This is a genomic window from Parvibaculum sp. (assembly GCF_002684405.1).
Classification (GTDB): domain Bacteria; phylum Pseudomonadota; class Alphaproteobacteria; order Parvibaculales; family Parvibaculaceae; genus Parvibaculum.
Genome location: NZ_NYVD01000035.1, coordinates 1 through 22,654, shown reverse-complemented (window position 1 = coordinate 22,654; position 22,654 = coordinate 1). Strand labels below are relative to the sequence as shown.

Genomic DNA, 22,654 nt, shown 5'->3' with positions numbered 1-22,654 from the left:
GGCCATCCACGTCTTTGGCTAAAGTGAAGGCGTGGATGCCCCGCTTGAAGCGGGGCATGACGGCGCGGTGTGAGACGCTGCCCTATTCCTCTTCCATCAGCACCGGCACGGGCACGCCCGGCTCGTATTTCGACTGGCGGATGGTGAGCGAGGTGCGCACGCTGGCCACATTCGGCGCGGGCGTCAGGTGCTCGGTGAGGAAACTCTGGAAGGTGGAGAGGTCCGGCGCGACGCATTTCAGAATGAAGTCGATCTCGCCGTTCAGCATGTGGCACTCGCGCACGAGCGGCCATGTACGCACCAGCCCCTCGAAAGATTTGAGATCGGCCTCGGCCTGGCTGTGCAGCCCGACCATGGCGAAGACCGTCACCTCGAAGCCCAGCGCCTTGCCGTCGAGATCGGCGTGATAGCCGCGAATGAGCCCCGCCTCCTCCAGCGCGCGCACCCGGCGCAGACAGGGCGGCGCGGAGATGCCGACACGCTGCGCCAGCTCCACATTGGTGATGCGCCCGTCCGCCTGCAGCTCGGTCAGGATCTTGAGGTCTGTTTCGTCGAGCTTCTGCCGCTTCATGGGATTCCCGGGCGCTTCGCCGGGTAGAATTCCGGCGTGACATGAGAGGCCCGGCACCGTAACAACTGCCGGTGGCCCGACGGGGCCCGCCTTTCGCAATCGGGTACAGATACAGATTCTCACGCCCGTTTTCAGCAATAAAATTACGTTGCAGCGCATTATTATGACTGAAGCCGCTCATAAAATGGCTCAAATCCGCAAGAATATCCCGCACGACTTCACCTGCTGGGTGCTGACCAACGGCATGGCGGGCTTCGAGGTGCAGGGAATCGGGATCGCCCATGCGCTGGGGCTGGAACCGGAGCTGAAACGCGTCCGCCCGCCCGCGCCCTGGAAATGGATCGCACCCCACGGCCCCTCGGGCCCGGCCGACGGCATCGCCCCGCCCTGGCCGGACCTCCTCATTGCCTCCGGACGGCAGTCCATCCCCTATGCCCGCATGATCCGGCGCAAATCGCAGGGCCGCACCTTCGTCGCCGTGCTGCAGGACCCGCGCGTCTCGCCCCGGGAGTTCGATTTCGTCTGGGCGCCGCTGCACGACCGGATCGACGGCGGCAATGTGCTGAAGACCCTGACCTCGCCGCATCGCCTGACGAGGGAAAGGCTCGCCGAGGAAGCCGCCCTGATCGACCCGCAAATTGAAAACCTCCCCCATCCGCGCGTGGCCGCGCTGATCGGCGGCACCAACGCGGCCTATACGCTGACCGAGGAAACGGCGGGGCGTATCGGCGCGCAGCTTGCCGGCCTTTGCGACCATTACGGCGCCGGGCTGATGGTCACCCCTTCGCGGCGCACCGGCGACAAGGCCGTCGCGCTTTTGAAAGAACATCTGGAAGGCCGCCCTGCGACGATATGGGACGGGACCGGCCACAACCCCTATTTCGGCTATCTGGGCGCCGCCGACGCCGTCGTCGTCACCTGCGACTCGGTCAATATGGTCGGCGAGGCCTGCTTCACCGGCAAACCCGTCTATGTCATCGAGCTGGAAGGCGCCAACACGCGGAAGGCCGCCAAATTCCGCCGTTTTCTGGACGCACTCTACACCGCCGGCGTGGCGCGACCTTTTGCCGGACAGCTTGAAAGCTGGGAGTACGAGCCATTAAATGCTACCGAGGAAATCGCCGCGGCGATCGCGTCGCGTCTCGAAGGGCATTCGGCGCACTGACGCGCGATCACGCCGCCTTAACGCGATTTTCCTATGGTCGGCGGATGCGGGCTTGTTCCGCGCGCGGAAAGACCGATATGGACATGACCGCCGGCCCATGAGCCACATGGGGGCGACGACACGGAATAGGACGATGGGCCTGATCGATATCGACGCGCTGCGCGCGACACCGCTGAAAACCGATCCTTACGATTATCTGGTCGTGCCGGGCTTCGTCTCCGGCGAGGCGCTGACCCAGGTCATCGCCGATTTTCCCGATATTCAATCCACCGGCTCCATTCCGCCGAGCGAGCTCGACATCCATGGGCGCTTCGACGCGCTGCTGGAGGAGATGAAAGGCCCGGCCTTCCAGAAGGCCATCGAGGAAAAATTCGGCCTCGACCTTTCCGGCCGCCCGACCATGTTCACCGTGCGCGGCCATTGCGCGCGCAATAACGGCAAGATCCACACGGATACGGAATCGAAGATCATCACCGTGCTGCTCTATCTCAATGAAGAGTGGGAAGCCGGTGGCGGCCGCCTGCGCGTGCTGCGCTCGGGCACCGACCTCAACGACGCCGCGGAGGAAGTCTCCCCCAATGGCGGCACGCTGCTCGTCTTCCGCCGCTCCGACAATTCCTGGCACGGCCACGAGCCCTTCGAGGGCCAGCGCCGCGCCATCCAGATGAACTGGGTCCGCGACGAGGCCGTGGTCGAGCATGAACAGCGCCGCCACCGTTTCACCGCCTTCCTCAAGAAACTCAATCCCTTTGGCGGCACACGCGCCGCGGCCCGCGAGGCGATGTAACGCCCCTCTACAGGCGGACCGCAAAACGGGTTAGGCTGGGTCTTCCCCCGCCCGCGCCCATAGTTACTGAAAAGAGCAAGAGCCTGATGACGCTCCAGATCGAGACCTTCAAGAATGCCGACCTCTCGCAGGGCTGGCGGCCGGGCAACAATGCGGGCGGTGCCACGCTCTTCAAGGCGCTCGGCCATCCGCTGACCGCGCCGCGCGCCCATGCGCTGATGGACGAACTCAAAAGCGAAGGCCCCGTCGCCCTCTTCGATCCGATGGGCTATGTGAGCAATTTCCACGCCTATTACGATCTGTCGAAGCTCGACCTCTCCGGCTATTTCGTGCAGCGCCTGGAAGATCTCGGCGGCACGTTCCTCGGCCACGAAGCGGCGCCCCTGAGCGCGCTGAAGGCGAGCGGCGCGAAAGCCGTCCTTATCCTGACCTTCGACACCGACAAGACCTTCGGCTCGATCAAGCATCTCTTCCCGGAAGACGCGCGCATCGTCTCGCTTGACGATATCCGTATCGACGACGACATGCTGACCAACCGGAAGAACTATCTGGACCCGCTCAACTTCGCGACCAACTTCGCGCTGATGCGCGAACAGGAAGGCCCTGCGAACGGCGCCGATCACGGCATCCATACGCGCGTGGCGACGGCGAATTACTGGGCGCTGCATGGCGCGGAGAACCCGGAACTCTGGCTTGCCCTGTTCGACGAGAAGGGCGAGCAGATCGCCGAATGGCGCGAACAGCTTCCCGGCGCAGGCGCGCCCTTCGCGATCGACAGCAGCGAAATCCGTGAACGCTTCGGGCTCGGCGATTTCACCGGCTCCCTCTTCATCCATGCCATCCGCATTGCGGGCCATGACGTGGTGAAATACGCCCTCGACATGTATGGCGAGGACGGGCTTGCGCTGTCCTGCAGCCATGACGCCAATGCCTGGCCCGCCGATTTTTACGCCGGCATGCCCGCGGGCGACGAGGACGAGGAAGTCACGCTCTTCATCCAGAACTCGCACCCCATGCCGATTCCGCCGCATTCCGTTGGCCTCAACATCATCGGCGCGCAGGACGTGTCATGGTTCGAGGAGGAAATTCCGCCCTTCGGCACGCGTGCCATGTCGGTCGATGCGCTGCTGCCCCAGGCGAGCTGGCCCGACCAGGTGGAAATCGTGGCGGGGCGCTATTTCGTGCGGCCGCGCTACGAGGTGAAGCGCAAGGGCGGCAATCGCCGCATCGCGCACGCCAATGTGGAGCGCACCGACCTTGCGCCCGATCCGCATATCCCCGATCTCGAAAAGCATATGGGCAAGGGCTACATCATGCCGCTGCCCATCCTGCCGCGTGACGAGTTCCAGTCCGTCATGCTGCCGACGCCCATGGCGACGGAGCAGCACGAACTGCCGATCCGCGCGGAAATGATCGACGCAACCGGCGAAACGGTCGCGGTGAAGTTTCTCGGCCGCATCCCCCGGCGCGAAAGCGTGGAAGTGGATGTGGAAAGCTGGATTGCCGAAGAAGGCGCGAAACTCCCCTCCGGCTACGGCCATGTGGAGTTCCTCTACGACTTCCGCGACGGCGGCGAAGCCGATGGCTGGCTGCATGCGCTGGGACGGTTCGAGCAGAAGGCAAGCGGCCATCGCGCGGAAACGATTTTCGGCGCGCATATCTACAACACCGCGACCATCTACAAGGACGAGCCGCAGAGCTACACCAACAAGCCGCCGGGACTGACCACGCGCCTCTTCCTGCGCGTCGGCTCCCTGTCGGGAGACGATGGCGGGCTCGACACGATGTGCCACCTCATCTATCCGGCCTCGACGCCCTGGCATGAGAAAAGCTCGACGCTGCTCATCCTGCACGACGCGGAAGGCAAGCCCGTGGCCGAGCGCAAGGTGGAGATCGCCTGCGGCGGATCCTTCCACTGGCGTCTCACCGAAATGTTCACCGCCGAGGAACGCGAAAAGACCGGCGGCGCGGGCTATGTGATCGTGCGCGACACGAGCTGCCGCCTGTTCGGCTTCCACGGCCTGCTGAACGGCGAGAAAAGCTTCTGCCTCGACCACATGTTCGGGTTCTGAGCGCAAAACAATCGGCGCTGCCATTTGACGCCCCTGGGCCCCGGGACAAGCCCGGGGTGACAGCTTTGGTTTTACCGCCACCCCATCATGTCATCCCGGCCTTGTGCCGGGATCCAGGGGCGATGGTGCACCGCCCTCTCCGATCAGATCCCCATACAGGTCACGCCATTGCGGGTTCATCTCCTCAATGACGTTGAGCTTGTAGGCGCGGGGCCATTTCTTCATCGTCTTTTCGCGCTGGATCGCAGCATCCACATCCGGCGTCTCGCCATACCAAACCAGACTGTACACACCGTGTTTCCTGGTGAAGCCGTCGGCGATGCCCGCCTTGTGTTCAGCTACCCGCCGAATGAGATCGTTCGTCACGCCCACATAAAGGGTGCCGTTTCGACCGCTCGCCAGAATATAGACGTAGTAACTACGCATAAGCGGAAGCGTACCGCCTCCGCCCCCCGGGACAAGCCCGGGATGACATGGTTCGCTTTTTCGCGTTCGCCCCATCTTCCGACTAGGAGATTACGGCGAGGTACGGGACTATCACGCAGCCCTGCCCGTCTCCCGGGCACCATCCAGGATAGGTGAACCGATGAAGACGTTTCGTAGGGCCGCGATACTCGCGGGCGCGGTGATTTTACTTTGTCCCCTGCGGGCCCTCGCCGCCGAGCCCGGGCATTGGGACTATGAGGGCGCGACCGGTCCCGACCATTGGGGCGCGATGTCGAAAGACTGGGCGGCCTGCGCGACGGGCAAGGAACAATCCCCCATCGACCTGACCGGCAGCGTGAAAGCCGAACCGCCCGTGACGAAACTGTCCTGGAACATGGACACGGTCTGGCAGGCGCAGAATACCGGCCATGACCTGAAGCTCGTTCCCGAGGGCAAAAAGAGCGCCGGCTACATCGAGATCGGCGGCAAACGCTACGAGCTGTTGCAGCTTCGCTTCCATGCGCCGTCCGAGCACACGATCGAGGGCAAGCATGCCCCGATGGAAGTTCACTTCGTCCATCGCGCCGCGGATGGCGAGCTGGCCGTGATCGGCGTGATGATCGAAGCGGGCGGCACGAACGGCCTGTTCGACCGCCTTGTCGCGACCGCCCCGCGCAGCGTCGGCGAAGCCTCTTTCGGCGAAGCCCGTCCCGATGCGCTTCTGCCCTGGCATGCCGAGGTCTTTTACCGCTACGCCGGATCGCTCACCACGCCGCCCTGCTCGGAGACCGTCCGCTGGACCGTCCTGAAGGAACCGCTCGAAGTGTCCGGCGCATCGATCAAGGCCTATGAGGCCATGTTCGCCCCCAATGCGCGTCCCATCCAGAGCACCGGCCGCCGATACATCCTGGAAAGCGACGACTGAGCGGGCAAACGCCCCGCGCAGACAACAAAAAACCCGGCGCGGGAAAGTCCCGGCCGGGTTTCATGTTTCGGGGCGACCCCGATCCCGTGCTTAGAGAAGCTCGAGATTGGCCGCCGAAGTCTTGCCGCGCTCGGTGACGAGCTCATAGGCAATCTTCTGGCCGTCGGCGAGACCGGAAAGGCCTGCGCGCTCGACAGCGGAAATGTGGACGAAAACGTCCTTGCCGCCATCATCCGGCTGAATGAAGCCATAGCCCTTTTGGGAATTGAACCATTTGACCGCGCCCTTGCTGGACATGGTGTCTCCTTTAGTCATGTCTACGTACGGCCCGAGCAACCGCGCACGGGCCATGTCAATCTATCGAATTAGTCAGGAAAGCCCGGCGCTCGATCTCGAGCGAAGAGAGCATGCCGAACCAAGCGGGATGACGGCTCATTAAATGGGGATACACTGCCAAATAGCAAGGGAAAACGAGTCGAAGGCTTCAAGCCGGGGTCGCAATGTTCCAGAAAAATCTCCGTCGTTACGCCTTCTGGATCGCAATCTCAGTCGCCCTAATTCTTGTCTTCAGCCTCTTACCCGGCGACAAACACCTCCCCCCGCAGGTTCCTCTCTGGGCCTGGATCCTTATCCCCGCAATTGCTGTGTTCCTCCTCCGCTATTTTTTCTCGGTGAACAATGCGGAAAATGCCCGTAGCGAACTCTCGCTGGATATTGACCCAAGAATTAAACGATGGCTCATCCCGGCAGGCTTCATGCTTATGGCTACAGCGATTGCATGGGGCGTGTTTTATGACTACCTAGAACCTGTCTTCAAAACGGATTCGCCACGCATTTTCGTGTCGTTCTGGCTTTTCGCGTTCGGTGTCATGGCAATTCTCTTCAGGATCGCCCTTGGAGCTTTGAGCTTGGCCAATCGTGCTGCGGACAAAGCTTTTGGACAGGAAAAATCCGACCGCGACGCCTGAAAGCCACGCATCGGCCCCCGCCACGTGGCCCGCGACAAACTTATCCACCGCTTTCTCGCCGCACCGCAGCATTTCCCCCTTGAAAACAGCCTAGAGTAATTCTAATTAGCACTGGAAGGCCGGCCTCCCCGGCTACCAGTTTGAATTTGAATGAATGGAGTTGGAAATGGGCGTTCTCGTCGGAAAACAGGCACCGGACTTCACCGCCGCCGCCGTGATGGCGGATGGCGACATCGTTGAGGATTTCAACCTGAAGTCCTATCTGAAGGACAGCTACGGCCTCGTCTTCTTCTACCCGCTCGACTTCACCTTCGTCTGCCCCTCGGAAATCCTCGCCTATTCGAACCGCGTGCCGCAGTTCGAGGAAAAGAACGTGAAGGTCGTCGCGGTGAGCGTGGACAGCCAGTTCTCGCATTTCGCCTGGCGCAACACGGAACCCAAGGATGGCGGCCTCGGCCCGGTGAAGTTCCCCATGGTGGCCGACATCACCAAGCAGATCGCCCGCGACTATGACGTGCTCATCGAGCAGGACGGCGTGGCGCTGCGCGGCACCTTCCTCATCGACCGCGAGGGCGTGGTCCGCCACCAGCTCGTGAACGACCTGCCGCTCGGCCGCAACGCCGACGAGGCGCTGCGCATGGTCGACGCGCTGCAGTTCCACGAGGAAAACGGCGAAGTCTGCCCTGCCGGCTGGCAGAAGGGCGAGGAAGGCATGGTTGCCGACCAGAAGGGCGTCGCCGAATATCTCGGCAGCCATTCCGAAAAGCTCTAAGGCCACACGAGAGCAAGCGCCGAAACCGGCAGATCGCCGGTTTCGGCAGCCCCGCGCCGCGCCTATATTGTGTTTTGCGTAAACGGCGCGCGCGGGCGCTCCCCTCCTCTTCCGCCCCGAACGGGCAAACAGAACGAACGGAAAGACCATGTCCGATACCAAACATGCCAAGGTTCTGATCGTCGGCGGCGGGTCCGCCGGATATACGGCCGCCATCTATGCCGCGCGCGCCATGCTCGAGCCCGTTCTCATTCAGGGCATCCAGCCCGGTGGCCAGCTCACCATCACCACCGATGTGGAGAACTATCCCGGCTTTGCCGACCCCATCCAGGGCCCCTGGCTGATGGAGCAGATGGAAGAGCAGGCAAAGAATATGGGCACGGAAATGATCGGCGACACGATCACCGAGGCCGACCTCTCCGCCCGTCCCTTCAAGCTCAAGGGCGACAGCGGCACGCTTTACACCTGCGACGCGCTCATCATCGCGACCGGCGCGCAGGCGAAATGGCTGGGCCTGCCCTCTGAAGAGAAGTTCCAGGGCTTCGGTGTGTCGGCCTGCGCCACCTGCGACGGCTTCTTCTATCGCGGCAAGGAAGTGATCGTAGTCGGCGGCGGCAACACCGCCGTGGAGGAAGCGCTCTTCCTGACCAATTTCGCGAGCAAGGTGACGGTCGTTCACCGCCGCAACGAATTCCGCGCCGAAAAGGTGATGCAGGAACGCCTCTTCAAGAACCCCAAGGTCGACGTGGTCTGGGACAGCACGATCGAAGAGATCGTCGGCGGCACCGACCCGATGGGCGTGACCGGCGCCAAGGTGAAGAATGTGAAGACCGGCGACGTGACGGAAATTCCGGCGGACGGCGTCTTCATCGCCATCGGCCATGCGCCCGCGACCGAACTCTTCATCGGCCAGCTCGAAACCAAGGAAGGCGGCTATCTGAAAACGCTGCCCGGCACGCCGCGCACCAATGTGGAAGGCGTCTTCGCCGCGGGCGACGTGACGGACGATGTGTACCGCCAGGCGGTCACCGCCGCGGGCATGGGCTGTCAGGCCGCACTCGAAGCCGAACGCTTCCTCGCCGCACAGGAAAGCGACGTCACCGCACAGATCCCGGAAAGCGCCACGGCGTAAAGCCCGGCTTTAATCCGAACACGGAACGCCCGCACCGAAAGATGCGGGCGTTTTGCTATTCGGCGGACACCGCACCCCGCGCCCGCATGCGTTCGCGCGCATTGGCATAGGCACCCTTGGCGGGCACGACCGGCATGGCGCCACCGAGACCGAAGGGCGGCATGTTGCCATAGATGCATTCATAGCTGCCGGGATCGACCGGATAGGTCTCGTGCCAGATGCCGACCGTGCCGTCATCGCCGACATTGCGCGTGAACTCCGCCCAGGCGGAAACATGCGTCCCGCCCTTCGCGCGCGCATAGTTTTCAAGATCCTCGAAAGAGCGCCAATACTGCATCAGCCCACCGCCGCGCCAATAGGTAAAGCCCGTCGCGCCGAGAAAGCCGGTCGATGCATCCGCATGAAGCTCCTTCAGCATGCGCGGCATGGCGCGCGCCACCGGCAGCCATTTGCCGGGCTTGAGCAGCCTGTTCACCCGCATGCCGATCAGGAACACGACAAACGGCGCCTCCGAGATGACCGTATAACGGCCCGCACGAACGCCCGACATGGAAACCCTCCCCTCGCTGACGATGGGAGGAGCTTAGCGGGAACAGGCATAAAGGGGGAAGTCAAACACCCCGGCACGTTGTCATTGCCGGACCCGATCCGGCAATCCAGCACAATATGTGCGGCTCATGCCGCTCTGGATGCCCGGATCAAGTCCGGGCATGACAATGATTAGACGCCGAATAAAAAACGCCGCGGAGTTTCCTCCGCGGCGTTGCGCGTTCGTATCGGGATCGAGGCTTACTCGATCATGCTGCGGAGCATCCAGGCGGTTTTCTCGCTGGCGTTCATCCGCTGGACCATGAGGTCCGCCGTCACCTCGTCCTTCGCCTCATCGGCGAGCTGGAAGAGATCGCGCGCCGTCTTCACCACCGTTTCATGGCCCTTCACGAGATTGGCGACCATCTGGTCCGCGCTCGGGACGCCATTGTCCTCCTGAATGGAGGTGAGCTTCGCGTATTCCGCATAGGTGCCCGGCGCGAAATAGCCCAGCGCGCGGATGCGCTCGGCGAGCTCGTCGGTCGCCGCCCAGAGCTCGCGATACTGCTCCTCGAACATCAGATGGAGCGCGCGGAACTGCGGGCCGGTCACGTTCCAGTGGTAATTATGGGTCTTGAGATAAAGCGTATAGGTGTCCGCCAGCACACGGCCGAGACCGTCGGAGATTGCATTGCGGTCGCCCTGAGCGATGCCGGTGTCGACTTTCATATCCATGATGTACCTCCTGTTTTCGCATTCATCTCAGATGAACTCTCAAGGAGATGTATGAAGTCATATAGCGGTTACAACCCTGTTTAGAACTATTTCAAAATTACTTTTTGACGCAGAAAAAGGGCCGGGAATGCCCGGCCCTCTTCATCGTCGGTCGATAGGGCTCAGCTCAGCGAAGCGCAGAAGCGCTGGATCCGCTCGCAGGCCTTTTCGAGGTTCTCCGTCGAGGTCGCATAGGAAATGCGGAAGTAAGGCGAAAGCCCGAAGGCGCCGCCATGGACGCAGGCCACGCCCTCGGCTTCCAGAAGCTGCTCGACGAAATCCTGATCGTTCTCGATGACCTTGCCCGACGGGGTCTTCTTGCCGATCGTGCCCTTGCAGGACGGATAGACATAGAAGGCGCCTTCCGGCGTCGGACAGGTGATGCCGGACGCCTGGTTCAGCATGGAGACCACGAGGTCGCGGCGCTCCTTGAAGACGGCCGCGCGCTCGGGGATGAAATCCTGCGTCCCGTTCAGCGCTTCCACCGCCGCCCATTGCGAAATGGAGGTCGGGTTGGAGGTTGACTGACCCTGCACCTTGGCCATCGCCTTGATGAGTTCCACCGGCCCGGCGCAATAGCCGATACGCCAGCCCGTCATCGCATAGGCCTTGGAGACGCCGTTCATGGTGAGCGTGCGCTCGTAGAGACCGGGCTCCACCTGCACGGGTGTGACGAACTGGAAATCGTCATAGACGAGATGCTCATACATGTCGTCGGTGAGGATCCAGACATGCGGATGCTTCATCAGCACATCTGTAAGCGCCTTCAGCTCATCGCGCGTATAGGCCGCGCCCGACGGGTTCGACGGCGAGTTGAAGATGAACCATTTCGTCTTCGGCGTGATCGCCGCCTCCAGCGCCTCCGGCGTCAGCTTGAAACCGGTTTCCATGGAGGCCTCGGCAAAGACCGGCTTGCCGCCCGCCAGCAGCACAATGTCCGGATAGGACACCCAGTAAGGCGTGGGGATGACGACCTCGTCGCCGGGGTTCAACGTGGCGACCATCGCGTTGAAGATGATCGGCTTGCCGCCCGGCGCGACGAAGGCCTGGTTCGGCGCATAGTCGAGCCCGTTCTCCCGCTTGAACTTGGCGCAGATCGCGGCCTTGAGCTCCGGGATGCCGTCCACGGCAGTGTATTTCGTCTCGCCGCGGCGGATCGCCTCGATGGCGGCTTCCTTGATGTTGTCGGGCGTATCGAAATCCGGTTCGCCGGCGCCAAGGCCGATCACATCGACGCCCTGCGCTTTCAGATCGCGCGCTTTCTGGGTCGCCGCCATGGTGGCCGACGGCTGAATGCGGTTGAGTGCGTCTGAAATGAAACCCATGGCGTGATCTCCTGTCGCGGGAAAAGGCCTGAAAAGGCGGCTGAAACCTAAGCCTGCCGCCTTTGCAGTGCAACATGCTAATCGGACAAAACGCCCTCCGCATCCACCGAAATGTCCCGCAAGGGCTTTCCCCGTATCAGCTCAAGCGGGATCGTACCCGCCCAGACGGGAAGCGCCATATCCTCCGGGTCGTCCTTCGGGCCGCCGCTGCGCAGCTTGGCCGCCACCTGCTCCAGCGGAACGGCGAAGACGGCGGTTGCCTTCATCTCCTGCGCATTGGCGCGGCGGGCCCTGGCGGACCGGCCTTCTTCCACCCTCTCCACCATCAGGTCCAGCGCATCGGCCTTCTCCTCGCCTGTGAGTTCCACCGCCGCGCCATGGATGATGACGGAGCGGTAGTTCATCGAATGATGGAAGGCGGAGCGCGCAAGAATGAGCCCGTCCAGATGGGTGACGGCCAGCGTCACCGCCTCACCCCGCTTCAGCGCGATGGAGAGCCCGGCCTTCGCGGAAAGGTGGATCAGCACCCGCTCTCCCTCCCGCACATAGAAGACGGGAATGATCTCCGGCCCCTGCGCGCCCTGAAAACCGGCATGGGCGACATAGCCATCGTCGAGGATCGCATGGACGGTGGCACGGTCGAAGCGCTCGCGGCCCGGTGCGCGCCGGGGCCTGAAGGCCTTGTCGGGACTGTAGTCGCTGTTCTCGCTCGCCATGTCGCTCGCTCCATTGGCTCCAACCGTGAATGGCATCCCTATCGGCCAGAATTGGCCCTATCAGAAGGTCCATTGATGGAATTATAGTAGAACCATTCTTGGGGAGACCGTGGGAGAGAGGCCGGATGCCGGACACACCATTGCCGCTGGGCACGCTGTCGCTCGACACGGCAAGCGATCTACCGCTTTACCGCCAGCTCTATGACGGGCTGCGCGAGGCCATACTGGACGGACGGTTGAAGCCGGGGGCACGTCTCCCCTCCTCGCGCGGCCTGGCCACGGAACTTGGCGTCGGGCGCAACACCGTGGTCTCCGCTTACGAGCAATTGACGGCGGAAGGCTATCTCGACAGCCATATCGGCGCGGGCACGCGGGTGGCGCATCTGCTGCCGGACCGGCTGACGGGACCCGGCGAGCCGCCCCCGCGGCGGACGCAAAGCCGAACGGCCCGGCCCGCGAAACGCCTCCTCTCCCGGCGCGGCGATGCCATGCAGGGCGTCAGGCGGCCCGCGGCGAACTACCGCCGCGGCGTCACCCGCCCCTTCCAGCACGGATTGCCGGACATCGAAGACTTCCCCGCGCTTTTGTGGAGCCGCCTGCTGGCAAAACACAGCCGCGACCCGCGCCACGATTTGTTCGGCTATGAGGTCGACAAGGGCCATAAGGGCCTGCGCAGGGCGATTGCCGATTACGCGGCCGCCGACCGGGGCGTCGTCTGCGCGCCCGAACAGGTGATCGTCACCGCCGGGGCGCAGGCGGCCCTCGACCTCGCCATCCGCATGCTGATCGACCCCGGCGACAAGGTGTGGATGGAAGACCCGGGCTATCTCGGCGCGCGCGGCGCGCTCATGAGCGCGGAAGCCGATATTCGCCCCGTCGAAGTGGATGGAAACGGCATGGATGTGGAAGCGGCCATCGCCACCCTGCCGCCGCCACGCCTGGCCTATGTCACGGCCTCGCACCAGTTTCCCATGGGGGCGACGCTCTCCCTGCCCCGCCGGCTCGCGCTGATCGAGCATGTGGCGCAAAGCGGCGGCTATATCCTCGAAGACGACTATGATTCCGAGTTCCGCTTTGCCGGGCGCCCCATCGCCTCGCTGCAGGGTCTCGATCGCGGCGACACCGTGATTTATATGGGCACGCTCGCCAAGACGCTCTTTCCCGCGATCCGGATCGGCTATCTCATCGTGCCGCCCGCGCTCGCCGAGCCCTTTTCCGTGGCGATCCGGCTCACCGGACATATCCCGCCCGCATCGCTGCAGGCCGCGCTGGCGGAGTTTATCGAAGAAGGCCATTTCGGGGCGCATGTGCGCCGCGTCCGGCAGGTCTATGCAAGACGGCGGGCGATCCTGCTGGAAGAACTCGACACCACGCTTGCCCGCTGGCTGCGCCCCGCGCCCGGCGAAGGCGGGTTGCAGCTCGCCGCCCTGCTGCCGCCCGGCGCGGATGACGCGAAAGCGGCCGCCGCCGCGCGACGAGCGGATATTCACGCAACCGCGCTTTCCGCCTACCGGCTGGCACCGGGCGGCAGGCCGGGCCTTCATATGGGTTATGCGGGCGTGCCCGACGATGCGTTACGCAAGGGCGCAAGGACGCTTGCAACGGTGCTGGAGAAAGAGAAGATGGCGGAGTTTTGAAGAATATTCGTCCTGCCCCGGCTTTATGCGGGGCATGACGCAGAGATGGAAAGCGACACCATGCGGCTCTACCAGATGCAGGATTCCGGCAATTGCTACAAACCGCGCCTGCTCGTCCATATGACGGGACGCGATCTGGCGCTTGTCGACATCGACATTCTGAAAGGCGAGAGCCGCACGCCGGACTTCCTGGCGAAGAACCCCAATGGCCGGGTGCCGGTGCTGGAACTGGAAGACGGCCGCCTGCTGGCGGAATCGAACGCCATGCTCTTCCATCTCGCGCAAGGAACACCCTACTGGCCGGACGACGCCTTTGAGCAGGCGCAGGTGCTGCAATGGATGTTCTTCGAGCAATACAGCCACGAGCCCTATATCGCCGTCGCGCGCTACTGGCGGTCGATCAGGCCGGGCGGCGCGGAAGAGGCAAGGGACCGCTTCCCCGAATGGCACGACCGCGGCTATCAGGCGCTCGACGTGATGGAAAGGCAGCTTGCCGCGCAGGACTGGTTCGTCGGCACCCGGATGACCATTGCCGACATCGCGCTCTACGCCTACAGCCATGTGGCGCATGAAGGCGGCTTCAGCCTCAACGCCTATCCGGCCGTCAGGAACTGGATTGCGCGCATCGAGGCCCAGCCGCTTTATGTGCCGATGAGCTGGCGGCCCGTGTAAGGAATCAACGCCTTACCCGGTGTCGCCATAATATGGCCGCAAAATCTTCAGCCCACGGCCCGTTTTTCTGACCGGCACCGCCCCATTCCTCCGTGAAACTCACTCATACCGAAACGCATGGATGAGGGGATGTCACCATGAGGAGCCTGCCGCATCGGTCTGCGCACCACACAGGTCCGCGCGACGCCATTGTTTTCATTATCGCCCTGTTTGCCACTCTCTTCGCCGTGACCGGCCTGTTGACGGTCGCCGCGAAAGCCGATGGCGCGGCCGCCCGAAACGGCCTCGTCACGCTGAACGATGTGCAAAGCGGCACGCTGCTTCTGAACTCGAAGGAACCGGGCAAATATGTGCCCGCTCCCCTGCTCGCCACCGATGCGAAGATCGAGGTGACCGGCCCCATGGCGCGGGCCCGCGTGACGCAACGCTTCATCAATCCCGGCGAGGGATGGGTGGAGGGCAAATATGTCTTCCCCCTGCCCGAGGACGCCGCCGTCGATACGATGAAAATGATCATCGGCGACCGCGTCATCGAAGGGAAGATCAAGGAGAAGGAAGAGGCGCGCAGGATCTACGAGAAGGCGAAGGCGGAAGGCAAGAAGGCCGGATTGCTGGAACAGCAGCGCCCCAACGTCTTCACCAATGCGGTGGCCAATATCGGCCCGCATGAATCCGTGACCATCCAGATCGAATATCAGCAGACCGTGCATCGCGACGGCGACCGTTTCTCGCTGCGCTTTCCCATGGTGGTCGCGCCGCGCTATGTGCCGAAGGAAGCCGCCGACCCGCAGGTCGTGGATTTCGTGCCCGGCTCCGGCTGGGGCACCACGCAGCCCGACGAAAAAGACCTGCCGCCCGGCACCGCCCATCCCGGCAATGCGCCCGACCTGACGCAGCCGCCCGTTCTCGACCCCGAAGAGGGCAAGGTGAACCCGGTCGCGCTTGAGATATCGCTGGAAGCGGGCTTTCCGCTCGGGCCGGTGAAAAGCTCGTTCCACAAGGTGGACATTCAGCGGACCGGCAAGGAAGGCGCGAAGCTATCGCTGGCCGAAAAGGTCGTGCCCGCCGACAAGGATTTCGAACTGACCTGGGAGCCCGCCGAGACCGCCGCGCCGACCGCCGGCCTCTTTCGCGAGACGGTGGACGGCAAGGACTATGTGCTGGTGATGCTGATGCCGCCCTCCGGCGCGGTACAGCCGCAGGCCAAGCCGCGGGAGGCGATCTTCGTGATCGACAATTCCGGGTCTATGGCGGGCGCCTCCATGCCGCAGGCCAAGGCCGGCCTCCTTTTCGCGCTCGACAAGCTGAAGCCGGAAGACACATTCAACATCATCCGCTTCGACGACACGCATGAGCTGCTCTTTCCGCAGCCCGTCCGCGCCGACCGCGAGAACATCGCCGTCGCCCGGAAATTCGTGAACGGGCTCAGCGCGGATGGCGGCACGGAAATGCTGCCCGCGCTGAAGGCTGCGCTCAACGACCGCACCCCCAATGCCACGAGCCATGTGAGACAGGTGATCTTCCTCACCGACGGCGCGATCTCCAACGAGAAGGCGCTGTTTGAGGAAATCGCCCGCCATCGCGGCCGCTCGCGTCTCTTCACGGTCGGGATCGGGTCCGCGCCCAACTCCTATTTCATGACCCGGGCCGCCGAAGCGGGACGCGGCAGCTTCACCCATATCGGCGACCTCGCCCAGGTGAAGAGCCGCATGGCCGAGCTCGTGAACAAGCTCGAACACCCCCTCGTCACCAATGTCACCGCGAGCTGGCCCGAGGGCACGCATACCGAAAGCTGGCCCGATCCGGTGCCCGATCTCTACAAGGGCGAACCGGTGGTGCTGGCGGCACGCATGGACAAGGCGCAGGGCGACCTCACGCTCAAGGGCGATCTTGCCGGCAATGCATGGCAGGTCCGCATCCCGCTCGATGCGGGCGAAACCCGGCCCGGCATCGGCAAGCTCTGGGCCCGGCGCAAGATCGCGTCGCTCGAAGCCGACAGGCTGATGGGCGGCGACTATGAAAAGACCGACGCTGAGATCCTGAAAGTGGCGCTCGCCCACCATCTGGTGAGCCGCCGCACCAGCCTCGTCGCCGTGGACGTGACGCCCACGCGCCCCGACGGGGAGAAGCTGGAAAGCCGCGACATGCCGGTGAACCTTCCCGATGGCTGGGAGTTCGACAAAGTATTCGGCGAGAGCATGCCTGCGCCCGTGATGCGCAAGGCGATGCGTGCCGCGCCGACCACCATGCTCGCCTCCGCGCAGAGCCCGGTCATGGATAGCGCGCAGGACCGGGGCCTTGCCCTTCCCCAGACGGCAAGCGATGCGCCGGGCCTCATCCGCAACGGGCTCTTCACGCTGCTGGCCGCCTTCCTGCTGATGCTGCTCTGGCGGCGGGTCACGCGGCGGGGCTGAAATCATGACGCAGGCGTCAATACTATCCGTACAGAAACGACACGGATGGACGGCCCCCGCGGGGGCCGTCCTGATCGCGATCCTGATGGCGATTGGCGGCTGGCAGCTCGGTCACGGCCTCTACATCAAGGCGAAAGCGCAGTTAGCGCAAATGCTTCTCGATAGCGCCTGGAACGAATCCCTGCGCACAGGCACACCCCACAAGGCATGGGCCTGGGCCGATGCATGGCCCGTCGCCCGGCTTTCCGTTCCGCGTCTCGAAATTTCGGAAATCGTTCTGTCGAATGCCAGCGGCGAAGCCCTCGCCTTCGGACCGGGGCAGATGTCCGCCACCGATCCGTCCGGCAAAGGCCTGCGTGCCATTGCGGGTCACAGGGACACGCATTTCGCTTTCCTGAAAGACCTGCAGGTGGGCGACGAGATCACGCTGACAACGCTGGACGGCGGGAAAGCAACTTACTCAGTAACCGGAACACAAATTGTTGACGCCGCTACAACAAACCTGGACCCCACCGCAGAGAACAGCCTCGTTCTCGTGACATGCTACCCGTTCGACGCCGTGGCACGGGGCTCTCTGCGCTATCTGGTAGTTACTAAGCAAGTTATATCGTAAGCAAGAATAATAATGGAGTAGAACTTGCTTACGAAAAAGGTATTGGCGCTCCAATACGAGGACTGAACCTTCGCATCTGAAATATTTTTTCTCTCGGAACACTTGACCCGATTTGTCTTTTCAGTCCTATAGAAGGCGGGGTCTGCCTCTGCCAGACATGGCACCGAAAGAAAGAAACAAGTTTGGGACTGGAAACCTACAGACGCACCGTCAGCGACGCCAAGCGCGCATCCATTCTTCAGGCAGCGCGCCAGAACTTTTTCGCCGAAGGCTATACACGCGCGGCGATGGCCGAAATCGCTCGGCAGGCGGACGTATCGACGGCCACGCTCTACAAGCATTTTTCATCGAAAGACGTCCTGTTCGTCGCAGTGGTCGAGGATGCCTATTCCGGCGCGCCCATCGGCCCGGAGAACTATCAGGGAAAGCCGGTACGCGACGCGCTGCTGATGCTGCTCAGCAGCTGCATCGACCAGCAGTTCTCGCATGACGGCAATGCCCTGCTCCGCGCGGTCATTGCGGAAGTCCCCTCCGCGCCCCAGCTCGCGCAGGAGGTTTACGACCGCAGCACGAAGACGCGTTACCGGCACATTCAGGAGCTGCTCGACAAATATATCGAGCTGGGCCAATTGAAGCCGCATGACACGGCAACGGGCACGAGACAGATTTCCGGCATGGTGAAGGAGTTTTTCATCTGGCCGGCCCTCTTCGGCGAGGACGTCTCCCCGCATGAGGACAAGGAGAGGATCGTCCTCTCGGCGATCGACATCTACCTCGCCCGCTACGGCGCGTAAGCCGGATCAGCGATAGGCCAGGAAGGCGTAACGGTTCACGCTGAAGAAGAACTCGCCGCGCTCGATGAGCCGGAGCTGGTCGTCATGCCAGGCCTGCACCTCGTCTGCCGGGACGCCATGCTTGTCGGCATGGGTCCGGACGAAGTTCGAGATCATGCGGAACATGCCCGCGGCATAGGAGACCGGCTGCCATTGCGGCGCCAGCATCGGCACGACGTCCACTCGCGCCACCTTGAGGCCCGCCCGGTTGAGACGCGCCCCCAGCGTCGCCGGCAGATGCGGGTCGGCCAGATGATCGTCCCAGACCGTAAGCATACGGGTCATGCGCGCCTCGTCGGAGGAGTGCCAGACGATGCTGCGCCAGTCCGTATCGAGAATGAGCGCCCGCCCGCCGGGCTTCAGCAGCCGCTTGATGGCGGCGAGCGACTTGTCCACGTCGGTCACATATTCATGCACCTGGGTGGAGACGACCGCGTCGAAAAGCTCGTCGGGAAAATCCGGCGCGGTCGCATCCCCCACCAGACAATCTGCCTGGGGCAGCGCGGCAAGCCGCGTCTTCGACATGGTGATCATGGCCGGCGAGAGATCGAGCCCCACCATGCGGCCCGTCTCGCCGACAAGCCGCGCCAGATCATAGGCAAGAAGGCCGGGCCCGACGCCGAGATCGAGAATATGTTCGCCGGGCCGGGGCGCCAGCATATCGATCACCCGGGCGCGCTGCGCGACGACATCCGGCGTCAGATAGGTCGCCTCCAGCGACTTCGCAGCCTTCTCGTCGAAATCGATGATCGCACTCATGACGCTCCCCCTCACTTCAACCCGTCGCCGCGGGCAATTCTCTTGCTGTCCGCTTCCTCATGCACCGGATGGATACCGGCCATGAGACGGCGCACCGCCGATGCGGCTGCCACGGCATCGGCCAGATCGTCCAGCCGGATGCGGGCGCCGCTTTCGGTGCGGATATCGAGCCGCCCGGCGCCGAAATACCTCTGAAGCGGCGACTGGCCGAAGTCAAGTTCGGCAATCTCACGCGCGCCCACCTCGATGACCCGGCGGCGGGGAAAACCCGCCCGCGCCTCCAGCCCCCGCGTCCCCACGCGCAGGCCCAACACGCGGGTCCGCCCCCAGGCATGGAGAATGAGGATCGGCACGATGAGCCCCTCCACGGCAAGCGCCAGCGACGCGATGGCGGAAAGCCGCGGCGTCCAATTGTCCGCCCACAAATAAACCAGCGCCCAGAGCAGCGCGGCGGCAAGCGCAGGCAGAAAGATCGACCAATGCGCGCGGGCGACGAACGCCGCCACATGCTCTTTCGGTGCAACGCCCGGCCCGGTCTCCGCCTGTTCTGTCAGCTTCCCATTCATACCCGCAGCATCGCAGAAGGGCCCGAATACAGGAAGTACGCTGCGCTGCGAAAAACGAAAATGGCCGCCTGCCCCCGAACGCGCATCGCCGCCTTGCGCTGTGGAATGGAAGGCATAGGGTTAAGGAAACGGAGCGGCCCGGCACAAACGAGCCGCCCGGTATGGACGAGGAGGAACGCCATGCTCCGAATCGAAAAAGACACCGAAGACCTGCCCCATGAGAAAAACGGCGCGGGCCTGCGCTACGCCCTCGGCATCGCCACAGCACTCGTCCTCTTCGCCCTTGTGGCGCTGGCCTATGGCATTAGTGGGTAATAATGGACCGGAAATCCGGCACGGCGTGACGCCACGCTCTGGATAATCGCCCCCGCCCGCGCCATATTGGGCGTATGGCACGAGGTAATTTCAAGTCCTTCGGGCGCGGGTCGGAACCCGTTCCCACGAAAGAGAATGGCGGGCTGTCGGAAGGGCCGGCGGGGCGCTTTACGCCGGAAAACCGCGAGGCGCTGGCGCAGGCCGACCGCGACTCATGGCAAGGCGCGCTGAAGGGCGACCCGGCGAACTGGCCGCTTTTCGAGCCGCACCGCCCCGACCGCCCGGAGAAATCCGAAGGCGGCATCGAGCTTCAGCTCGTGTCGGAATACCAGCCCGCGGGCGACCAGCCGGAAGCCATCAAGGAGCTGGTGGCCGGCGTCGATGGCGGCGACCGCGACCAGGTGCTGCTGGGCGTCACCGGCTCCGGCAAGACCTACACCATGGCGCAGGTGATCTCGCGCACGCAGCGCCCGGCGCTCATCCTCGCCCCCAACAAGACGCTGGCAGCCCAGCTCTATGGCGAGTTCAAGAGCTTCTTCCCGAACAATGCGGTGGAGTATTTCGTTTCCTATTACGACTACTACCAGCCCGAAGCCTATGTGCCGCGCACCGACACCTATATCGAGAAGGAAAGCTCGATCAACGAGCAGATCGACCGGATGCGCCACTCCGCCACGCGCGCCCTGCTGGAGCGCGACGACGTGATCATCGTGGCGTCCGTGTCGTGCATCTACGGTATCGGCTCGGTGGAGACCTACTCCGCCATGACCTTCACCATCAAGCGCGGCGAGAAGCTCGACCGGACGCAGCTCATCGCCGACCTCGTGGCGCTGCAATACAAGCGCAACGACGCGGCCTTCGGGCGCGGCACCTTCCGCGTGCGCGGCGACACGGTGGAAATCTTCCCGGCGCATTATGAAGATCGCGCCTGGCGCGTCTCGCTTTTCGGCGACGAGGTGGAGGAGATTTCGGAGTTCGACCCGCTGACCGGCCAGAAGACCGGCAAGCTCGACCTCGTGAAGCTCTACGCCAACAGCCATTACGTGACGCCCAAGCCGACGCTCAACCAGGCGATCGAGGAAATCCAGCACGACCTTCAGGTGCGCCTGCAGGAACTCAAAGGTCAGGGCAAGCTGCTGGAAGCACAGCGGCTGGAGCAGCGCACGCAATTCGACATCGAGATGATGGAGGCGACGGGAAGCTGCGCGGGCATCGAGAATTATTCGCGCTATCTGACAGGCCGCAAGCCCGGCGAACCGCCGCCCACCCTCTTCGAATATCTGCCCGACAATGCGCTGGTCTTCGCCGATGAAAGCCATGTGACCGTGCCGCAGATCGGCGGCATGTTCCGCGGCGACTACCGGCGCAAATCAACGCTTGCGGAATATGGCTTCCGCCTGCCCTCCTGCGTGGACAACCGTCCCATGCGGTTTGAAGAATGGAACGCCATGCGCCCGCAATCGGTGTTCGTCTCGGCAACGCCGGGGCCCTGGGAGATGGACCAGACGGGCGGCGTCTTCGTGGAGCAGGTCATCCGCCCGACGGGGCTCATCGACCCGGTGACGGAAATCCGTCCCGTCGCAACGCAGGTGGACGACCTCATCGCCGAATGCCGCGAGGTCGCCGCCAAGGGCAACCGCGTGCTCGTGACGACGCTGACGAAGCGCATGGCGGAAGATCTGACCGAATATATGCATGAACAGGGCATTCGCGTGCGCTACATGCATTCCGACATCGACACGCTGGAGCGCATCGAAATCATCCGCGACCTGCGGCTCGGCGCCTTCGACGTGCTGATCGGCATCAACCTGCTGCGCGAGGGCCTCGACATTCCCGAATGTTCGCTGGTCGCGATCCTCGATGCGGACAAGGAAGGTTTCCTGCGCTCCGAAACCTCGCTCATCCAGACCATCGGCCGCGCGGCGCGAAACGTCGACGGCAAGGTGATCCTTTATGCGGACGAAATGACGGGCTCGCTGGAACGCGCACTGGCGGAAACCGAACGCCGCCGCGAAAAACAGCTCGCCTACAACACCGAACACGGCATCACGCCGGAATCGATCCGCAAGAATATCGGCGACATTCTCGAAAGCGTGTATGAGCGCGACCATGTGCGCGTGGACACCGGCACGAGCGGCGACACGGAACTGGTGGGGCACAATCTGCGCGCCCATATCGAGGATCTGGAAAACCGCATGAAGACCGCCGCCGCCGATCTCGAATTCGAGGAGGCCGCAAGGCTGCGCGATGAGATCAAGCGGCTGGAAGCGACGGAACTGGCGATCTCCGACGACCCGATGCAGCGGCAATCATCCGTCGAGGACCGCGTGGCGGATGCGGGCGGCAAGAGAGTTTCGGGCCGCTCCACCTCCGGCAAACCCGGCACACGCGGCAACAAATTCCGCGGCAAGGGGAAGAAGCGGTAAGCTTGCCGCCGCTTAATCCTCGGCTGTTTCTTTCAAAGCCTGTTGCCGATTCCGCGACTGCTTCAAGCTGGAGCGGTAGGACACGCTGGACGGCAGGTCATTATAGAAGCGTTCCGTATTCCGCGCGATAGCGTCCCGCCAGCTATAAACCAGCGCTTTCTGTAGGACAGAAGGCTGCAGACCCGAGCGCGATCCAACCGGCGCGCCCTCGATCATCACGGTCGGCCTGATGCCCGTGAGTCCCCCCGCAAGGCCGGC

General features: G+C 63.4%; 24 protein-coding genes. 14 read left to right on the top strand and 10 right to left on the bottom strand.

Annotated elements, in window-relative coordinates:
• Positions 1-82: 82 nt before the first annotated feature.
• Entirely contained in the window at positions 83-571 is a 489-nt protein-coding gene (locus CMI59_RS03210) for an Lrp/AsnC family transcriptional regulator (RefSeq protein WP_293324663.1), read from the bottom strand.
• Between the two features lie 184 nt (positions 572-755).
• Here CMI59_RS03210 and CMI59_RS03205 point away from each other — a divergent pair, with 184 nt between their 5' ends.
• The 3 genes from CMI59_RS03205 to CMI59_RS03195 all read left to right on the top strand — a co-directional run bounded on the left by CMI59_RS03205 (position 756) and on the right by CMI59_RS03195 (position 4,595).
• Positions 756-1,736 (top strand): mitochondrial fission ELM1 family protein, encoded by a 981-nt coding sequence (locus CMI59_RS03205; protein ID WP_293324660.1) that lies wholly within the window; start codon positions 756-758, stop codon positions 1,734-1,736.
• A 133-nt stretch (positions 1,737-1,869) separates the two neighbouring features.
• Positions 1,870-2,523, top strand: coding sequence for a 2OG-Fe(II) oxygenase (locus CMI59_RS03200; RefSeq protein WP_293324657.1), 654 nt, complete (start codon positions 1,870-1,872; stop codon positions 2,521-2,523).
• Between the two features lie 86 nt (positions 2,524-2,609).
• Positions 2,610-4,595: a hypothetical protein gene (locus tag CMI59_RS03195; protein ID WP_293324655.1), complete on the top strand. Its 1,986-nt coding sequence runs from the start codon at positions 2,610-2,612 to the stop codon at positions 4,593-4,595.
• 90 nt (positions 4,596-4,685) lie between these two features.
• On the opposite strand, the gene CMI59_RS03190 is transcribed toward CMI59_RS03195, so the two are convergent.
• Entirely contained in the window at positions 4,686-5,021 is a 336-nt protein-coding gene (locus CMI59_RS03190) for a GIY-YIG nuclease family protein (RefSeq protein ID WP_293324652.1), read from the bottom strand.
• 160 nt (positions 5,022-5,181) lie between these two features.
• On the opposite strand from CMI59_RS03190, the gene CMI59_RS03185 reads away from it, so the two are divergent.
• On the top strand, positions 5,182-5,946 hold the full coding sequence (locus CMI59_RS03185; RefSeq protein ID WP_293324649.1) for a carbonic anhydrase family protein: 765 nt from the start codon (positions 5,182-5,184) through the stop codon (positions 5,944-5,946).
• A gap of 90 nt (positions 5,947-6,036) precedes the next feature.
• Here CMI59_RS03185 and CMI59_RS03180 read toward each other — a convergent pair whose 3' ends face one another.
• A complete protein-coding gene (locus CMI59_RS03180) occupies positions 6,037-6,243 on the bottom strand; it encodes a cold-shock protein (RefSeq protein WP_167091837.1) in 207 nt (68 codons plus the stop codon).
• A gap of 203 nt (positions 6,244-6,446) precedes the next feature.
• Between CMI59_RS03180 and CMI59_RS03175 the strand changes: the two genes are divergently transcribed.
• The 3 genes from CMI59_RS03175 to trxB all read left to right on the top strand — a co-directional run bounded on the left by CMI59_RS03175 (position 6,447) and on the right by trxB (position 8,818).
• On the top strand, positions 6,447-6,914 hold the full coding sequence (locus CMI59_RS03175) for a hypothetical protein (protein ID WP_293324644.1): 468 nt from the start codon (positions 6,447-6,449) through the stop codon (positions 6,912-6,914).
• 166 nt (positions 6,915-7,080) lie between these two features.
• A complete protein-coding gene (locus CMI59_RS03170) occupies positions 7,081-7,686 on the top strand; it encodes a peroxiredoxin (RefSeq protein WP_293324641.1) in 606 nt (201 codons plus the stop codon).
• A gap of 148 nt (positions 7,687-7,834) precedes the next feature.
• On the top strand, positions 7,835-8,818 hold the full coding sequence (trxB, locus tag CMI59_RS03165; protein WP_293324639.1) for a thioredoxin-disulfide reductase: 984 nt from the start codon (positions 7,835-7,837) through the stop codon (positions 8,816-8,818).
• A 55-nt stretch (positions 8,819-8,873) separates the two neighbouring features.
• Here trxB and CMI59_RS03160 read toward each other — a convergent pair whose 3' ends face one another.
• The 4 genes from CMI59_RS03160 to CMI59_RS03145 form a co-directional block, all read right to left on the bottom strand.
• Positions 8,874-9,368, bottom strand: a complete 495-nt coding sequence (locus tag CMI59_RS03160; protein ID WP_293324636.1) for a DUF4188 domain-containing protein — start codon at positions 9,366-9,368, stop codon at positions 8,874-8,876.
• A 239-nt stretch (positions 9,369-9,607) separates the two neighbouring features.
• Complete coding sequence (locus CMI59_RS03155) at positions 9,608-10,075, bottom strand: Dps family protein (RefSeq protein ID WP_293324666.1); 468 nt, start codon at positions 10,073-10,075, stop codon at positions 9,608-9,610.
• A gap of 167 nt (positions 10,076-10,242) precedes the next feature.
• A complete protein-coding gene (locus tag CMI59_RS03150) occupies positions 10,243-11,445 on the bottom strand; it encodes a pyridoxal phosphate-dependent aminotransferase (protein WP_293324634.1) in 1,203 nt (400 codons plus the stop codon).
• A gap of 77 nt (positions 11,446-11,522) precedes the next feature.
• Positions 11,523-12,161, bottom strand: a complete 639-nt coding sequence (locus CMI59_RS03145) for a pyridoxamine 5'-phosphate oxidase family protein (protein ID WP_293324631.1) — start codon at positions 12,159-12,161, stop codon at positions 11,523-11,525.
• Positions 12,162-12,286: 125 nt separating this feature from the next.
• Here CMI59_RS03145 and CMI59_RS03140 point away from each other — a divergent pair, with 125 nt between their 5' ends.
• The 5 genes from CMI59_RS03140 (at position 12,287) to CMI59_RS03120 (ending at position 18,291) form a co-directional block, all read left to right on the top strand.
• Positions 12,287-13,798 (top strand): PLP-dependent aminotransferase family protein, encoded by a 1,512-nt coding sequence (locus CMI59_RS03140; protein ID WP_293324628.1) that lies wholly within the window; start codon positions 12,287-12,289, stop codon positions 13,796-13,798.
• A gap of 45 nt (positions 13,799-13,843) precedes the next feature.
• The gene (locus CMI59_RS03135; protein ID WP_293324626.1) at positions 13,844-14,470 is read left to right on the top strand and encodes a glutathione S-transferase family protein; all 627 of its coding nucleotides are present in this window, start codon (positions 13,844-13,846) and stop codon (positions 14,468-14,470) included.
• A 137-nt stretch (positions 14,471-14,607) separates the two neighbouring features.
• Positions 14,608-16,884 carry a marine proteobacterial sortase target protein gene (locus CMI59_RS03130; RefSeq protein WP_293324623.1) on the top strand — a complete coding sequence of 759 codons (2,277 nt, stop codon included), beginning with the start codon at positions 14,608-14,610 and terminating at the stop codon, positions 16,882-16,884.
• A 4-nt stretch (positions 16,885-16,888) separates the two neighbouring features.
• Positions 16,889-17,497 carry a class GN sortase gene (locus CMI59_RS03125; RefSeq protein WP_293324620.1) on the top strand — a complete coding sequence of 203 codons (609 nt, stop codon included), beginning with the start codon at positions 16,889-16,891 and terminating at the stop codon, positions 17,495-17,497.
• 182 nt (positions 17,498-17,679) lie between these two features.
• Complete coding sequence (locus CMI59_RS03120) at positions 17,680-18,291, top strand: TetR/AcrR family transcriptional regulator (RefSeq protein ID WP_293324618.1); 612 nt, start codon at positions 17,680-17,682, stop codon at positions 18,289-18,291.
• Between the two features lie 6 nt (positions 18,292-18,297).
• Here the strand turns inward: CMI59_RS03120 and CMI59_RS03115 are convergent, their stop codons facing one another.
• Together CMI59_RS03115 and CMI59_RS03110 are read right to left on the bottom strand one after the other, a co-directional pair.
• Entirely contained in the window at positions 18,298-19,089 is a 792-nt protein-coding gene (locus tag CMI59_RS03115; protein WP_293324615.1) for a methyltransferase domain-containing protein, read from the bottom strand.
• Between the two features lie 11 nt (positions 19,090-19,100).
• Entirely contained in the window at positions 19,101-19,655 is a 555-nt protein-coding gene (locus CMI59_RS03110; RefSeq protein ID WP_293324613.1) for a PH domain-containing protein, read from the bottom strand.
• A gap of 180 nt (positions 19,656-19,835) precedes the next feature.
• On the opposite strand from CMI59_RS03110, the gene CMI59_RS03105 reads away from it, so the two are divergent.
• Positions 19,836-19,970 (top strand): hypothetical protein, encoded by a 135-nt coding sequence (locus tag CMI59_RS03105; protein ID WP_293324611.1) that lies wholly within the window; start codon positions 19,836-19,838, stop codon positions 19,968-19,970.
• Between the two features lie 74 nt (positions 19,971-20,044).
• Positions 20,045-22,396 (top strand): excinuclease ABC subunit UvrB, encoded by a 2,352-nt coding sequence (gene uvrB / locus CMI59_RS03100; RefSeq protein WP_293324608.1) that lies wholly within the window; start codon positions 20,045-20,047, stop codon positions 22,394-22,396.
• Positions 22,397-22,408: 12 nt separating this feature from the next.
• Here the strand turns inward: uvrB and CMI59_RS03095 are convergent.
• A partial coding sequence (locus CMI59_RS03095) for a hypothetical protein (protein WP_293324605.1) occupies positions 22,409-22,654 on the bottom strand: 246 nt, incomplete at its 5' end.

What these genes read in the sequence shown, in the direction of transcription:
- CMI59_RS03200 (WP_293324657.1), top strand. Translation starts at nt 1,870, where the DNA reads ATGGGCCTGATCGATATCGACGCGCTGCGCGCGACACCGCTGAAAACC.
- CMI59_RS03130 (WP_293324623.1), top strand. Translation starts at nt 14,608, where the DNA reads ATGAGGAGCCTGCCGCATCGGTCTGCGCACCACACAGGTCCGCGCGAC.
- CMI59_RS03190 (WP_293324652.1), bottom strand. Translation starts at nt 5,021, where the DNA reads ATGCGTAGTTACTACGTCTATATTCTGGCGAGCGGTCGAAACGGCACC.
- CMI59_RS03205 (WP_293324660.1), top strand. Translation starts at nt 756, where the DNA reads ATGGCTCAAATCCGCAAGAATATCCCGCACGACTTCACCTGCTGGGTG.
- CMI59_RS03145 (WP_293324631.1), bottom strand. Translation starts at nt 12,161, where the DNA reads ATGGCGAGCGAGAACAGCGACTACAGTCCCGACAAGGCCTTCAGGCCC.
- CMI59_RS03135 (WP_293324626.1), top strand. Translation starts at nt 13,844, where the DNA reads ATGGAAAGCGACACCATGCGGCTCTACCAGATGCAGGATTCCGGCAAT.
- CMI59_RS03185 (WP_293324649.1), top strand. Translation starts at nt 5,182, where the DNA reads ATGAAGACGTTTCGTAGGGCCGCGATACTCGCGGGCGCGGTGATTTTA.
- CMI59_RS03160 (WP_293324636.1), bottom strand. Translation starts at nt 9,368, where the DNA reads ATGTCGGGCGTTCGTGCGGGCCGTTATACGGTCATCTCGGAGGCGCCG.
- CMI59_RS03195 (WP_293324655.1), top strand. Translation starts at nt 2,610, where the DNA reads ATGACGCTCCAGATCGAGACCTTCAAGAATGCCGACCTCTCGCAGGGC.
- uvrB (WP_293324608.1), top strand. Translation starts at nt 20,045, where the DNA reads ATGGCACGAGGTAATTTCAAGTCCTTCGGGCGCGGGTCGGAACCCGTT.
- CMI59_RS03140 (WP_293324628.1), top strand. Translation starts at nt 12,287, where the DNA reads ATGCCGGACACACCATTGCCGCTGGGCACGCTGTCGCTCGACACGGCA.
- CMI59_RS03110 (WP_293324613.1), bottom strand. Translation starts at nt 19,655, where the DNA reads ATGAATGGGAAGCTGACAGAACAGGCGGAGACCGGGCCGGGCGTTGCA.
- CMI59_RS03170 (WP_293324641.1), top strand. Translation starts at nt 7,081, where the DNA reads ATGGGCGTTCTCGTCGGAAAACAGGCACCGGACTTCACCGCCGCCGCC.
- CMI59_RS03125 (WP_293324620.1), top strand. Translation starts at nt 16,889, where the DNA reads ATGACGCAGGCGTCAATACTATCCGTACAGAAACGACACGGATGGACG.
- CMI59_RS03175 (WP_293324644.1), top strand. Translation starts at nt 6,447, where the DNA reads ATGTTCCAGAAAAATCTCCGTCGTTACGCCTTCTGGATCGCAATCTCA.
- CMI59_RS03150 (WP_293324634.1), bottom strand. Translation starts at nt 11,445, where the DNA reads ATGGGTTTCATTTCAGACGCACTCAACCGCATTCAGCCGTCGGCCACC.
- CMI59_RS03180 (WP_167091837.1), bottom strand. Translation starts at nt 6,243, where the DNA reads ATGTCCAGCAAGGGCGCGGTCAAATGGTTCAATTCCCAAAAGGGCTAT.
- CMI59_RS03115 (WP_293324615.1), bottom strand. Translation starts at nt 19,089, where the DNA reads ATGAGTGCGATCATCGATTTCGACGAGAAGGCTGCGAAGTCGCTGGAG.
- CMI59_RS03105 (WP_293324611.1), top strand. Translation starts at nt 19,836, where the DNA reads ATGCTCCGAATCGAAAAAGACACCGAAGACCTGCCCCATGAGAAAAAC.
- trxB (WP_293324639.1), top strand. Translation starts at nt 7,835, where the DNA reads ATGTCCGATACCAAACATGCCAAGGTTCTGATCGTCGGCGGCGGGTCC.
- CMI59_RS03210 (WP_293324663.1), bottom strand. Translation starts at nt 571, where the DNA reads ATGAAGCGGCAGAAGCTCGACGAAACAGACCTCAAGATCCTGACCGAG.
- CMI59_RS03155 (WP_293324666.1), bottom strand. Translation starts at nt 10,075, where the DNA reads ATGAAAGTCGACACCGGCATCGCTCAGGGCGACCGCAATGCAATCTCC.